Origin of the sequence: Micrococcus sp. KRD096, assembly GCF_017168495.1 — a bacterium.
Taxonomy (GTDB): Bacteria; Actinomycetota; Actinomycetes; order Actinomycetales; family Micrococcaceae; genus Micrococcus; species Micrococcus luteus.
Genome location: NZ_JABFAY010000018.1, coordinates 65908 through 79129 on the forward strand (window position 1 = coordinate 65908; position 13222 = coordinate 79129).

Sequence of the window (13222 nt, forward strand, 5' to 3'; positions counted from 1 at the left end):
TGGCGGCGGCCTGCTCGCGTTGCTGCTCGCGATCTTCGCCCCCGGGCTGGCCGAGCAGCTCGGGATCGACACGGGCGGCGGGTCCGTCGGCCAGAGTCAGTACCAGCAGCAGACGGGCTCGGGCGGCCAGAGCCAGCCCCTCTCGGACGAGGAGTGCGCCAGCGGTGCGGACGCCAACCAGAACACGGACTGCCGCGTCGTCGCGACCACCGAGGCCGCGGACGAGTTCTGGGGCGAGTACCTCGCGCAGTTCTCGGACATCCAGTGGCGCCAGCCGCAGCTCACGCTGTTCCAGGGCGGCGTGAGCACCGGTTGCGGCAGCGCCTCCTCGGCCACGGGCCCGTTCTACTGCCCGGCGGACGAGTCCATGTACTTCGACACCGCGTTCTTCGAGACGCTGCAGACCGACTTCGGCGCCGAGGGCGGGCCGCTGGCGGAGGAGTACATCGTGGCGCACGAGTACGGCCACCATGTCCAGCAGGTCACCGGCTACCTGCAGCACTCGAAGGACGGGACCACCGGCCCCACCTCCGGCGCCGTGCGCGCGGAGCTGCAGGCCGACTGCTTCGCCGGCATGTGGGCCGGGCACGCCGCGTCCACCGTGGACCCCGAGTCCGGTGCGCCGTTCCTGAAGCCGATCTCGCAGGGCCAGCTGCGCCAGGCCATCGACGCGGCCTCCGCCGTGGGCGATGACCGCATCCAGTCCACCCACACCGGCCGGGTGGACCCCGAGGCGTTCACGCACGGCACCTCGGAGCAGCGCATGGCCTGGTTCATGCGCGGCTACCAGAGCTCCCAGCAGGAGCCCGACATCCGCCAGTGCGACACGTTCCGGGCCTCCTCCCTGGACATCTGAGCCGGGAGCGCCGGGGCGCCTGCCGGCCCGTCCGCACTCCCCCACCACGACGGCGGCCCGTCACCTTCGCGCAGAAGGTGACGGGCCGCCGTCGTGGTCCGGGCCGGATCAGATGTTGAAGCCGAGGGCGCGCATCTGGTCGCGGCCGTCCTCGGTGATCCGCTCGGGGCCCCACGGGGGCATCCAGACCCAGTTCAGCCGCCACTCGTCCACCATGGTGCCGATCGCGCGGGAGACCTGGTCCTCGATCTCGTCCGTGAGCGGGCAGGCCGCGGTGGTCAGGGTCATGTCCACGAGCAGCGCGCCGTCGTCGGCGTAGTGCAGCCCGTAGAGCAGGCCCAGGTCCACGACGTTGACGCCCAGCTCCGGGTCGATCACGTCCTTGAGGGCCTCACGGATGTCCTCCGTGGGCGCCTGGTTCGTGGTCTCCGTCATCTCAGGCCCCCGCCGCGGCCTTCTCGAAGCGGGCGTAGCCCTCGGCCTCGAGCTGCTCGGCGAGCTCCGGGCCGCCGGACTCGGCGACGCGGCCGTCCACCAGCACGTGCACGTGGTCCGGCTTGATGTAGTTGAGGATCCGCGTGTAGTGGGTGATCAGCAGGGTGCCCATCTCGTTCTGCGCCTGGGCGCGGTTGACGCCCTCGGAGACGATGCGCAGCGCGTCGACGTCGAGGCCGGAGTCGGTCTCGTCGAGGATCGCGAACGTGGGCTTGAACAGCTCGAGCTGGAGGATCTCGGCGCGCTTCTTCTCGCCGCCGGAGAAGCCCTCGTTGACGTTGCGGTTCATGAACGCCGGGTCGATCTGCAGGGCCTCGAAGGCGCCCTTGACGTCCTTGGTCCAGGTGCGCAGCGAGGGGGCCTGGCCGTCGAGCGCGGTCTTGGCGGTGCGCAGGAAGTTGGTCATGGTGACGCCCGGGATCTCCACGGGGTACTGCATGGCCAGGAAGAGGCCGGCCTGCGCGCGCTCGTCGACGCTCATCTCCAGCACGTCCTCACCGTCGAGGGTGATGGAGCCGGAGGTGACCTCGTAGCGCGGGTGGCCGGCGATGGTCGAGGCCAGGGTGGACTTGCCGGAGCCGTTCGGGCCCATGATCGCGTGGGTCTCGCCCGTCTCGATGGTCAGGGAGAGGCCCTTCAGGATCTCCTTGGGGCCGTTCTCGGTCGCGATCTGCACGTGCAGGTCGGTGATCTGCAGGGTTGCCATGGTGGTTCTCCTCGGGTGGAAGGCGGTGGGGTCTGCGGGGCGTCGGTCAGAGCTGCGCGATGCGGAGCTCGTCCTCCATGACGGCGGTCAGCTCGTCCTCGACGTCGCCGACACCGATCTTCTGGATGATCTCGTTGAGGAAGCCGCGCACGATCAGGCGGCGGGCCTCGGTCTCGGGGATGCCGCGGGCCATCAGGTAGAACAGCTGGGTCTCGTCGAAGCGGCCGGTCGCGGACGCGTGGCCCGCACCCTCGATCACGCCGGTCTCGATCTCCAGGTTCGGCACCGAGTCCGCGCGCGCCCCGTCGGAGAGCAGCAGGTTCTGGTTCTTCTCGTACGTGTCCGTGCCCTCGGCCTCCTTGCGGATCAGCACGTCGCCCACCCACACGGTGCGCGCGTCCGCGCCCTGCAGGGCGCCCTTGTAGAGCACGTTCGAGACGCAGTCCGGCTGGTTGTGGTCCACGAACAGGCGGTTCTCGAGGTGCTGACCGGCGTCGGCGAAGTACAGGCCGTACATCTCGGCCTCACCGCGCTCGGCGGCGAACCGAGCGGTCGGGGTCAGCCGCACCACGCCGCCGCCGTAGGACACGGCCACGTGCTTGAAGCGCGCGTTCGTGGCGACCGAGGCCTGCTGGGCCGAGACGTGCACGGCATCGCCCTCCCAGGCCTGCAGCACGACCACGTTCAGGCGGGCGTCGCGGCGCACGTCGAACTCGACGTTCTGGGCCAGCACGGCGGTGCCGCGGTGGGCGATCACCACGTCGGCCTGCGCGTTCTCCTCCACGAGCACGGTCAGGTGCATCGCGGCCGGGTCGGCGGAGGAGCCGACGACGTCGATGCGCACCGGCTCGGCGACCTCGCCGGAGATCGTCACGACGGTGGCCTCGGAGACCGAGTTCCAGGCCGCGGCGGACACGCGGTCGTCCGGGGTCAGGACGGAGCCGACGCGGGCGTCGTCGCGGGCCACGGTCTCCACCGTGACGCCGGCCTGCTCGGCCACGGCCACGGCGGGCGCGGCACCGGTCAGGCGCGCGTCGTCGCCCTCGGGCAGGTGCAGCCCGCCCAGGCGCTTGAGCGGGGTGAAGCGCCAGTCCTCCTCGCGCCCCGTGAGCACGGGGAAGTCGGACAGCTCGAAGGAGCTGAGGCGGTCGGCGCGCGAGCCCGCGGCGTTGCGCTCCTGACCGCCGGTCCGGGCGGCCGGGGCCTGGGCGACGGCGAGCTTCTCGCCCTCCTCGCCCATGCCCGGGATCATGGTCCGCTGGGTGTTCTCCACGGTGTCGGTCATGTCAGCCCACCGATCCTTCCATCTGCAGTTCGATCAGCTTGTTGAGCTCGAGCGCGTACTCCATGGGCAGCTCGCGGGCGATCGGCTCGATGAAGCCGCGCACGATCATGGCCATGGCCTCGTCCTCGGACATGCCACGGCTCATGAGGTAGAAGAGCTGCTCCTCGGACACCTTCGAGACGGTCGCCTCGTGGCCGAGGGTCACGTCGTCCTCGCGGATGTCGATGTACGGGTACGTGTCGGAGCGGGAGACCGTGTCCACGAGCAGGGCGTCGCACACCACCGAGTTGGCGGAGCCGTTCGCGCCCTCGGCGATCTGCACCAGGCCGCGGTAGGCGGCGCGGCCGCCGCTGCGGGCCACGGACTTGGACACGATCGAGGAGTTCGTGTGCGGGGCCATGTGCACCATCTTGGAGCCGGTGTCCTGGTGCTGGTCCTTGCCCGCGAACGCGACGGAGAGGGTCTCGCCGGTGGCGTGCTCGCCGGTCAGGTACACGGCCGGGTACTTCATGGTCACCTTGGAGCCGATGTTGCCGTCGATCCACTCCATGGTGCCGCCGGCCTCGACCACGGCGCGCTTGGTCACGAGGTTGTACACGTTCGTGGACCAGTTCTGGATGGTGGTGTAGCGCACGCGGGCGTTCTTCTTCACCACGATCTCCACGACGGCCGAGTGCAGCGAGTCGGACTGGTAGATCGGGGCGGTGCAGCCCTCGATGTAGTGCACGTACGAGTCCTCGTCCGCGATGATCAGCGTCCGCTCGAACTGGCCCATGTTCTCCGTGTTGATGCGGAAGTAGGCCTGCAGCGGGATCTCCACGTGCACGCCCTTGGGCACGTACACGAAGGAGCCGCCGGACCACACGGCCGTGTTCAGGGAGGCGAACTTGTTGTCGCCGACCGGGATCACGGTGCCGAAGTACTCCTCGAAGATCTCCGGGTGCTCCTTGAGCGCGGTGTCGGTGTCGAGGAACACGACGCCCTGCTCCTCCAGGTCCTCGCGGATCTGGTGGTAGACGACCTCGGACTCGTACTGGGCGGCGACGCCGGCCACCAGACGCTCGCGCTCGGCCTCGGGGATGCCCAGGCGCTCGTAGGTGTTGCGGATGTCCTCGGGCAGGTCCTCCCAGGTCTTGGCCTGGCCCTCGGTGGAGCGCACGAAGTACTTGATGTTGTCGAAGTCGATGCCGGACAGGTCCGGGCCCCACGCCGGCATCGGCTTGCGCTCGAAGTACTTGAGGGCCTTGAGGCGCAGGTCGCGCATCCACTCCGGCTCGTCCTTCTTGCCGGAGATGTCGCGCACGACGTCCTCGTTCAGACCGCGGACGGCCTTCTCGCCGGCCGCGTCGGAGTCGGCCCAGCCGTACTGGTAGGCGCCGATGGCGTTGAGCTCGGGGTTCTTGTCGAGGATCTCCTGGATCACGCCGGGGTCGGCGGTCTCCGCGGAGTCCCGCTGGACGATCTGGTCGGTCATCTCAGCCTCTCTCACTAGTCACTGCGGTCGGGGTCGGTCGGGTGGTCGGCGGGAGCCGGGGCGTGGCCCGCGCGGCTCAGTCGCGGCCCAGCGGCACGTGTGTGGTGCACACGTGGGCGCCGGCGGCGAGGGTCGAGAGCCGGCGCACGTCCACCTCGAGCAGGCGGGCGAACAGCGCGGTCTCCTCTTCACAGAACTCCGGATGGCGGGCGGGAATTCCCTGGAACGGGCAGTGCCCCTGGCAGACCTGGTCCGCGCGGAGGGTGGGCGCCAGGCCCGCGCCGAAGTGGCGCAGCGTGCCGGCGTAGCCGGCCTCGTCGAGGACCCGCGCGAGGATCCGGGTGCGGTCCTGCAGCGCGGTCTCCCGGCCGTCGACGGCGGCCGTGAAGCGCTCCTCGATCTCCCGGAAGGCGTGGCGCGCGGTGCGGCGCACCTCCTCCTCCCCGCCGAGCTCCTCGAGGCGGGCCAGGGTGTCCAGGGCGACGGCGAGGTGGTCCTTGGGCAGGTGCTCCTGCGCGTGCGAGGTGACCACGTAGCGGCGGGAGGGCCGTCCCGCGCCGCGGGCCGCGGTGACCCGCTTGACCTCGACGAGCGAGTCCTCCTCGAGCGCGTCCAGGTGGCGGCGCACGGCGGCGGCGGTCAGCTCCAGCTCGCGACCGATCTCGGCCGCGCTGACGGGACCACGCGTCAGGACCAGCTGCAGCACACGCTCGCGCGTGCCCTCGGCCGGGGCCGGAGCGGGGGGCGACGCAGACTGATCCGAATACACCACGCCATCATGACCTATTGATCTGGAACGGTTCAAGTGAGGCTCGCCTGGCTTGATGACGCCCGCGGCGGAACGCGCGTCAGACCGGGCGCCCCCGGCCCCACGAGCCGGGGTCGCAGCGCCCGAGGACTAGACTGGCACAGTGCCCCGACCTCCCCTGACCCCGGATCCCGTGCCGCGCGACGAGCCCGTCCTGCGCCTGAGCGACGTCCACCGGAGCCTCGGCCGCGGCCGGTCCCGCACCCCCGTCCTGCGGGGCGTCGACCTCACCGCCCGTGCGGGCGCCGTCACGGTGCTGCTCGGCCCCAACGGGGCCGGCAAGTCCACCACCCTGGGCCTCTGCCACGGCATGGACCGGCCCGACGCCGGCTCCGTGCGCGTGTTCGGCGCAGACCCGTGGCGGGCCTCCGCCGACCTGCGCGCCCGCATCGGCGTGATGTGGCAGGAGGGGGGCCTGCCGCCTGCGATCCCCGCCCGCCGCTTCGTCGCCCACGTGGCGTCCCTGTACCGCGACCCGCTGCCCGTCGAGCCGCTGCTGGAGCGCCTGCGGATCGCCGACGTCGCCGGCCGCCCCCTGCGCCGCCTCTCCGGCGGCCAGCGCCAGCGCGTCGCGCTCGCGGCCGCCCTCGTCGGCCGGCCGGACATGCTGTTCCTCGACGAGCCCACCGCGGGCCTCGACCCGGAGACCCGGCCCGTCGTGCACGACGTCGTGCGGGAGCAGACCGACCGCGGCGCCGCCGTGCTGCTGACCACGCACCTGCTCGACGACGCCGAGCGGCTCGCGGACGACGTCGCCATCCTGCGCGCCGGCCGCGTGGTGCGCTCCGGCTCGCTGGCCGAGCTCACGCGCGTGGCCGAGGGCGACGTCGTCGACGTGGACTTCGGCGACGCCTCCCCCGACGCCGTCCGTGCCTGGGCCGACACCCTGCCCGCGCCGCTGCGCGCGGCCGGCCTCGACGAGTCCGCCCGCCTGCGCGTGGCCGGCGTCCGCGGCCCGGACGACCTGGCCGTCCTCGCCGCGAGCTGGCGGGAGCACGCCCTGATGCCCACCCGATTCGAGCGCGCTGGACTGCGCCTCGAGCAGATCCTCCGGGAGACCGCCGCATGAGCACGCCCGTCGTCGACCACCGCGCCCCGGCCGGCACCGGAGCCCACGCGGGCGCCGCCCCGCTGGCCGCCCGCGTCCTGCGTCAGGCCGGCTACGAGACCGGCACCGCGCTGCGCAACGGCGAGCAGCTGCTCGTCACCGTGGTGCTGCCCCTGCTCGCGCTCGTGGGCGTGCACGTCACCGGCCTGTTGGACGCCCCGGGCCGCTCGGGCCTGGACGTGGCCGTGCCCGGCGTGCTCGCCCTGGCCGTGATCAGCTCCGCGTTCACGGCCACCGCGATCGCCACGGGCTTCGAGCGTCGCTACGACGTGCTCGCCGCCCTGGCCACCACCCCGCTGGGTACGCTCGGCCTCGTCGCCGGCAAGGCCCTGGCGGTGGTGGCCCTCCTGCTGGTGCAGGTGAGCGTGATCGGCGGCGTCGGCCTGGCGCTCGGCTGGCGTCCGGACCCCGAGGGGATCCTGCCGGCCCTCGTCGCCCTCGCACTGGGGGCCGCCGCCTTCACGGCCCTCGGGCTGCTGCTCGCCGGCACGGCCCGGCCGGAGGCGACCCTCGCCGTCGCCAACCTGCTGTGGGTGCTGTTCGGCGCCGTCGGCGGCACGGTGTTCCCCGCCCGGGTCCCCGGCGTGGACCTGCTCCCCTCCGGCGCGCTGGGCACGGCCCTGCGGGCCGCCCTCCTGGACGGGGCCTGGTCGCCCGTCCCCCTGCTCGTGCTCACCCTGTGGGGCGCCGTGGCCGTCGCGGCCGCGCTCCGCTGGTTCCGCTGGCGGCCCTGAGCCGTTCCCCGTCCCCCTGCATCGAACGATCGGAAGGACACCGTGTCCACCACCACCCCCGCGGCCCGGACCGCCCCGGCCGGACTCGCCGCCCGTCTGCCGCAGCGCCTCTCGAAGGCCACCATGGCCCTCGCCGTGGCGTCACTGGCGTCCGAGATCGGCATCATCGTCACCGGCGGCGCCGTGCGCCTCACCGGCTCCGGCCTGGGCTGCCCCACGTGGCCCAAGTGCTCGCCCGAGTCCCTCACCAACACCCCGGAGATGGGCATCCACGGCTACATCGAATTCGGCAACCGGACGCTGACGTTCGTCCTGGTGGTCATCGCCGCCGCCATGTTCCTGTCCCTGTGGAACCTGCGCGGCACCCACCGGAGCCCCTTCTGGCTCTCCGTGGGCCTGCTGGCCGGCATTCCCGCGCAGGCCCTCGTGGGCGGCGTCGTGGTCCTGACGAATCTGAACCCGTGGTGGGTGGCCGGCCACTTCATCGTGTCCTCGATCATGGTGGCCGTGGCGACCCTGCTCGTGGTGCGCATCGCCGCCGAGCGCCGTGCCGGCCGGGCGGGGGTGCCCCTCGTGGACGGCGCCACCACCGGCCGGTCCCGTGCCGCCGCCTGGGCGGCGTTCGCGCTGACGTGGGCCGCCGTGTACCTGGGCACCGTGGTGACCGGCACGGGCCCGCACTCCGGCGACCCCGGCTCGCCGCGCCACGAGTTCGACCCGCTGCTGGTCACGCGTGCCCACGTGGTCCCGGTGTACCTGCTCCTGGCGGCCGCCCTCGTCCTGTTCTTCACGGTGCGCCGCGCGGCCGGTGCCTCCCGCCTGCAGCGCGCCGCCGTGCTGCGGCTCCTGCTCGCCCTCGTGTTCCAGGCCGTCGTGGGCTACACCCAGCACTTCACGGGCCTGCCGATCGGCGTGGTCCTGCTGCACATGCTCGGCTCTGCCCTGCTCGTGGCCGCCGCGACGGAGACCTGGGACCGCCAGGTCGCCCGCTACGTCACGGCCGGCCCGGGCGCCGCGGTCGAGGCCGCCGCGCCCGCGCGCACCGTCCTCGCGGGCTGACGCCCCGCGCACGCGAACGCCCCGCGCACGCGAACGGCCCCGCACCGGCTGGTGCGGGGCCGTCGTCGTCTGCGTCCCGGGGAGAGCGCCCGGGGCGGATCGGCGCTCAGGCGCCGAAGTGCATCAGCGGCGCGCCCACGAACGGGTCCACGGCCAGGGCGATGAACAGCAGCGTCAGATAGGTGATGGAGAGGTGGAAGACCTTCATGGCCTTGCGGTCCTCGAAGTCCTCGCGCTGGGCCTGCACCTGCAGCACGTGGGACTCCCAGATGAACCAGCCTCCGACGACGAGCGCGACCGCGGTGTAGACGATGCCGGCCCAGCCCATCGGCACGAGCAGGAGGGAGCACGCCACGGTGGCCCACGCGTAGAGCACGACCTGGTTGGAGACGTGGCGCGCGGAGGCGATGGCGCCGAGCATCGGCACGTCGGCCTGCTGGTAGTCGCGCTTGTACTTCATGGACAGCGGCCAGTAGTGCGGGGGCGTCCACAGGAAGACCACGAGGAACAGCACGATGGCCGGCCACTCGACGGTCCCGCGCACGGCCGCCCAGCCGATCAGCACGGGGAAGCAGCCGGCGATGCCGCCCCACACGATGTTCTGCTCCGTGCGGCGCTTGAGCACGAGCGAGTACACGACCACGTAGAAGAAGATGGCGGCCACGCCCAGGCCGGCCGCCAGCCAGTTGGCGCCGAACCCGAGGATCAGGATGGACACGACCGTCTGCACCCACGCGAACACGAGGGCCTCGCGGGGGGTGACCTCGCCGGTGACGAGCGGCCGGTTCTCGGTGCGCTTCATGACCCGGTCGATGTCGCGGTCGATGTAGCAGTTGAAGGTGCCGGAGGCGCCGGCGGCGAGCGCACCGCCGACGAGCGTGGCGATCATGGTGAGCACGTCCGGGAAGCCGCGCTGCGCGAAGATCATGGTCGGCAGCGTGGTCACCAGCAGCAGCTCGATCACCCGGGGCTTCGTCAGCTCGACGTACGCCCGGACCTTGCGGCGCAGGGGCAGCGGGGACCGGTCGACGGCGCCGGGCTCGGCGGCGGCGACGCGGGCGGCGGACGGCGACTCCAGGGAGGATGACATCTGCTTCTCACGGTGAGGGGACGGTGGGCGTGCCCGTCCCGGGGTTCGGATCGGCCACTCGGGCGGTCCGCCTGCGGGCAGGCCTTGACGCAGTCTACTCGTGTCAACGGCTGTTCGCCCGGGGGCGAACCATGTCATGGGGCGCCCGGTCGGGCCCGCCCCGCCGTCGCGCGGCTAGGCTGGGACGACGGCCCCGCGCCGCGACGCCCCGGCGTCGGCCGGGGCCGCACCCCGACGCTCCCGATCCGCCAGGAGAGAACCCGTGACCGACGCCGCGCAGCCGTCCACCCCCCCGACCCTGGACCGGGTGGCCCCGGCCCGCGGGTTCGTCTACTCGGAGCAGGACCGCCGGATGGTGGACACGCTCAAGGCGCTCTCGGCGGACGCCGTGGAGAAGGCCGGGCACGGCCACCCCGGCACCGCGATCTCGCTGGCCCCCGTGGCGTGGCAGCTGTACCAGAACGTCATGCACCTGGACCCCACGGACGACCGCTGGGAGGGCCGGGATCGCTTCATCCTCTCCGCGGGTCACGCCTCGCTCATCCAGTACCTGCAGCTGTTCGCCGCGGGCGCCGGGCTCGAGATCGAGGACATCCAGGCGCTGCGCACCGAGGGATCCAGGACCCCGGGCCACCCGGAGTACGGCCACACCCACGGCGTCGAGGTGACCACGGGTCCGCTGGGCCAGGGCCTGGCGATGGGCGTCGGCTTCGCGTACGAGCAGCGCCGCGTGCGCGGGCTGATGGACCCCGACGCCGCCCCCGGCACCTCCCCGTTCGACCACCACGTGTTCGTGCTCGCCTCCGACGGGGACATCCAGGAGGGCGTCGCCGCCGAGGCCTCCTCGCTGGCCGGGCACCAGGAGCTCGGGAACCTGGTGGTCGTCTACGACGCGAACCGCATCTCGATCGAGGACGACACGGACGTCGCGTTCACCGAGGACGTGGTGCGCCGCTACGAGGCCTACGGCTGGCACGTGCAGGAGGTCGACTGGACCAACGGCGCCCAGGGCCACGCCGTGACCGAGTACACGGAGGACGTGGAGGCCCTGTACGACGCCCTCGTGGCGGCCAAGGCCGAGACCGGCCGGCCCTCGCTGATCAAGCTGCGCACCGTGATCGGCTGGCCCTCCCCCACGAAGCAGAACACCGGCGGCATCCACGGCTCCAAGCTCGGCACGGACGAGGTCGCCGGCCTCAAGGAGGGCCTCGGGCTGGACCCGACCACGACCTTCGACGTGGACCCCGAGCTCCTGGCCGGCGCCCGGTCCATCGCCGAGCGCTCGGCCGAGTACCGCCGCGGATGGGAGGCGGCGTTCCAGGCCTGGCGCGAGGCCCACCCGGAGAACGCGCGCCTGTACGATCGACTGGCCGGACGAGAGCTGCCCGCCGGCTTCGCGGACGCGTTCCCGTCCTGGGACGCGGACGAGAAGGGCCTGGCCACGCGCGCGGCCTCCGGTGAGGTGCTCACGGCCCTCGCGCCGGTCATGCCCGAGCTCTGGGGCGGCTCGGCCGACCTCGCCGGGTCGAACAACACGACCATGAAGGGCGAGCCCTCCTTCATCCCGGCCCGCCGCTCCACGGCGACCTGGCAGGGCGACGAGCACGGCCGCACCCTGCACTTCGGCGTCCGCGAGTTCGCAGCCGGGGCGATCGTCAACGGCATCACGATCGGCGGCCTGACCCGTGCCTACATGGGCACGTTCCTGACGTTCTCCGACTACATGCGCCCCGCCGTCCGCCTGGCCGCCCTCATGGGCACCCCGAGCACGTACGTGTGGACGCACGACTCCATCGGCCTCGGCGAGGACGGCCCCACGCACCAGCCGGTGGAGCACCTGGCCGCGCTGCGGGCCATCCCCGGGCTCGACGTCGTCCGCCCGGCCGACGCGAACGAGACCGCGTGGGCGTGGCGGACGGTGCTCGAGCACCGGGACCGCCCGGCCGGCCTCATCCTGTCCCGGCAGAACCTGCCCGTGCTCCCCCGGGACACGGACGGCTTCGCCCCCGCCTCGGGCGTGGCCCGCGGCGCCTACGTCCTCGTCGACGCCACGGATGCCGACGGCGCGCCGACGCCGGCCCGCGCGCTGCTGGTCGCGACCGGCTCCGAGGTCTCCGTGGCCGTGCGGGCCCGCGAGCTGCTGCAGGCCGACGGCGTCCCGACCCGCGTCGTCTCCGCCCCGTGCCTCGAGTGGTTCGCCGAGCAGGACGAGGCCTACCGGGCCGAGGTCCTGCCGGACGGCCCCGACGCCCCGGTCCGCGTCTCCGTCGAGGCCGGCGTCGCGATGCCGTGGTTCGAGCACACGGTGACGGCCTCGTCCCCGGGCGCCCGCGTGAGCCTCGAGCACTACGGCGAGTCGGCCGACGGCGCCCGCCTGATGGAGAAGTACGGATTCACCGGTGAGCACGTCGCCGAGGTGACCCGCGGCCTCCTCTGAGGCCCGGCGCCCACGGCGCCCCGAGCACGTCCACCCCCGAAGGGAAGGCACCCGCAGACCATGAGCACCCCGCAGAACCCGAACACCGCCGCGCTGGCCCAGGCCGGTGTGTCGATCTGGCTCGACGACCTCTCCCGCACGCGGCTGGACGAGGGCACGCTCGAGAAGCTGATCGCCACCCACTCGGTCACCGGCGTCACCACGAACCCGTCCATCTTCGCCGTCGCCCTCGCGGACGCGGGCGCCTACCAGGGCCAGCTGCGCGACCTCGCCGCGGCCGGCGCCTCGGTGGACGAGGCCGTCGTCGCCCTGACGACCGAGGACGTGCGCCGCGCCGCCGACGTGCTCGCACCCGTCCACGAGCGCACCGGCGGGGCGGACGGGTTCGTCTCCCTCGAGGTCGATCCGCGCCTGGCCCGCGACGCCGCCGGCACCGTGGCCCAGGCCCGCGAGCTGGCGGCGGCCGTCGACCGGCCCAACCTCATGGTGAAGATCCCCGCGACCGTGGAGGGCCTGTCCGCCATCGCGGACGTGCTCGGCGAGGGCATCAGCGTGAACGTGACCCTGATCTTCTCGCTGCCCCGCTACCGCCAGGTGCTCAACGCGTGGCTCACCGGCCTGGAGAAGGCCCGGGCGAACGGGCACGACGTCCGCCGCCTCCACTCGGTGGCCTCCTTCTTCGTCTCCCGTGTGGACACCGAGGTCGACGCGCGGCTGCGCGCGATCGGCACCCCCGAGGCCGAGGCGCTGACCGGCCGGGCCGCCGTCGCCAACGCGCGCCTGGCCTACCGCGCCTTCGAGCAGGCCCTGGACTCGGAGCGCTGGCGCCTGCTCGAGGCGGCCGGCGCCCCCGTGCAGCGGCCCCTGTGGGCCTCCACGGGCGTCAAGGACCCCGCCCTGCCGGACACGCTGTACGTCACCGAGCTCGTGGCACCGCACACCGTGACCACCCTGCCGGAGAAGACCCTCGAGGCGGTCGCCGACCACGGGGTGATCGCGGCGGACACCGTCACGGGCGCCTACGCCGATGCCGATGCCCTGCTCGACGAGGTCGGCGCGGCGGGCGTGTCCTACCAGGACGTCGTGGACGTGCTGGAGACTGAGGGCCTGGAGAAGTTCGAGGCCGCGTGGGACGAGCTGCTCGGCTCGGTCCTCTCCGGGCTCGACGCC

Annotated in this window: 12 protein-coding genes; 6 read left to right on the forward strand and 6 right to left on the reverse strand. The window is 72.9% G+C overall.

The window, feature by feature from the left end; all coding sequences use genetic code 11:
• A partial coding sequence (locus tag J1M41_RS09190) for a neutral zinc metallopeptidase (RefSeq protein ID WP_206451618.1) occupies positions 1-856 on the forward strand: 856 nt, incomplete at its 5' end.
• Positions 857-964: 108 nt separating this feature from the next.
• Here J1M41_RS09190 and J1M41_RS09195 read toward each other — a convergent pair.
• The 5 genes from J1M41_RS09195 to J1M41_RS09215 all read right to left on the reverse strand — a co-directional run bounded on the left by J1M41_RS09195 (position 965) and on the right by J1M41_RS09215 (position 5588).
• A complete protein-coding gene (locus J1M41_RS09195) occupies positions 965-1291 on the reverse strand; it encodes a metal-sulfur cluster assembly factor (protein ID WP_002855327.1) in 327 nt (108 codons plus the stop codon).
• Position 1292: 1 nt separating this feature from the next.
• Entirely contained in the window at positions 1293-2057 is a 765-nt protein-coding gene (gene sufC / locus J1M41_RS09200; RefSeq protein ID WP_036315253.1) for a Fe-S cluster assembly ATPase SufC, read from the reverse strand.
• A 46-nt stretch (positions 2058-2103) separates the two neighbouring features.
• On the reverse strand, positions 2104-3342 hold the full coding sequence (sufD, locus tag J1M41_RS09205) for a Fe-S cluster assembly protein SufD (RefSeq protein WP_206451619.1): 1239 nt from the start codon (positions 3340-3342) through the stop codon (positions 2104-2106).
• 1 nt (position 3343) lies between these two features.
• A complete protein-coding gene (gene sufB / locus J1M41_RS09210; protein ID WP_036315257.1) occupies positions 3344-4816 on the reverse strand; it encodes a Fe-S cluster assembly protein SufB in 1473 nt (490 codons plus the stop codon).
• A 76-nt stretch (positions 4817-4892) separates the two neighbouring features.
• Positions 4893-5588 (reverse strand): metalloregulator ArsR/SmtB family transcription factor, encoded by a 696-nt coding sequence (locus J1M41_RS09215; RefSeq protein ID WP_230297443.1) that lies wholly within the window; start codon positions 5586-5588, stop codon positions 4893-4895.
• Positions 5589-5727: 139 nt separating this feature from the next.
• Between J1M41_RS09215 and J1M41_RS09220 the strand changes: the two genes are divergently transcribed.
• The 3 genes from J1M41_RS09220 to J1M41_RS09230 are packed head-to-tail and all read left to right on the forward strand — an operon-like array spanning position 5728 to position 8525.
• On the forward strand, positions 5728-6693 hold the full coding sequence (locus J1M41_RS09220; protein ID WP_227717892.1) for an ABC transporter ATP-binding protein: 966 nt from the start codon (positions 5728-5730) through the stop codon (positions 6691-6693).
• Positions 6690-7466 carry an ABC transporter permease gene (locus tag J1M41_RS09225; protein ID WP_036315265.1) on the forward strand — a complete coding sequence of 259 codons (777 nt, stop codon included), beginning with the start codon at positions 6690-6692 and terminating at the stop codon, positions 7464-7466. Before J1M41_RS09220 ends, J1M41_RS09225 begins: the two co-directional genes overlap by 4 nt.
• A 42-nt stretch (positions 7467-7508) precedes the next feature.
• Positions 7509-8525 (forward strand): COX15/CtaA family protein, encoded by a 1017-nt coding sequence (locus tag J1M41_RS09230; RefSeq protein WP_206451620.1) that lies wholly within the window; start codon positions 7509-7511, stop codon positions 8523-8525.
• Between the two features lie 106 nt (positions 8526-8631).
• Here J1M41_RS09230 and J1M41_RS09235 read toward each other — a convergent pair whose 3' ends face one another.
• Positions 8632-9615, reverse strand: a complete 984-nt coding sequence (locus J1M41_RS09235) for a heme o synthase (RefSeq protein ID WP_135040054.1) — start codon at positions 9613-9615, stop codon at positions 8632-8634.
• Positions 9616-9877: 262 nt separating this feature from the next.
• Here J1M41_RS09235 and tkt point away from each other — a divergent pair, with 262 nt between their 5' ends.
• Together tkt and tal are read left to right on the forward strand one after the other, a co-directional pair.
• On the forward strand, positions 9878-12052 hold the full coding sequence (tkt, locus tag J1M41_RS09240) for a transketolase (RefSeq protein WP_206451621.1): 2175 nt from the start codon (positions 9878-9880) through the stop codon (positions 12050-12052).
• Positions 12053-12112: 60 nt separating this feature from the next.
• A partial coding sequence (gene tal / locus J1M41_RS09245) for a transaldolase (RefSeq protein ID WP_206451622.1) occupies positions 12113-13222 on the forward strand: 1110 nt, incomplete at its 3' end.

Coding starts and splice junctions, on each gene's coding strand:
- J1M41_RS09195 (WP_002855327.1), bottom strand. CDS start 1,291: ATGACGGAGACCACGAACCAGGCGCCCACGGAGGACATCCGTGAGGCC.
- sufC (WP_036315253.1), bottom strand. CDS start 2,057: ATGGCAACCCTGCAGATCACCGACCTGCACGTGCAGATCGCGACCGAG.
- sufD (WP_206451619.1), bottom strand. CDS start 3,342: ATGACCGACACCGTGGAGAACACCCAGCGGACCATGATCCCGGGCATG.
- sufB (WP_036315257.1), bottom strand. CDS start 4,816: ATGACCGACCAGATCGTCCAGCGGGACTCCGCGGAGACCGCCGACCCC.
- J1M41_RS09225 (WP_036315265.1), top strand. CDS start 6,690: ATGAGCACGCCCGTCGTCGACCACCGCGCCCCGGCCGGCACCGGAGCC.
- J1M41_RS09235 (WP_135040054.1), bottom strand. CDS start 9,615: ATGTCATCCTCCCTGGAGTCGCCGTCCGCCGCCCGCGTCGCCGCCGCC.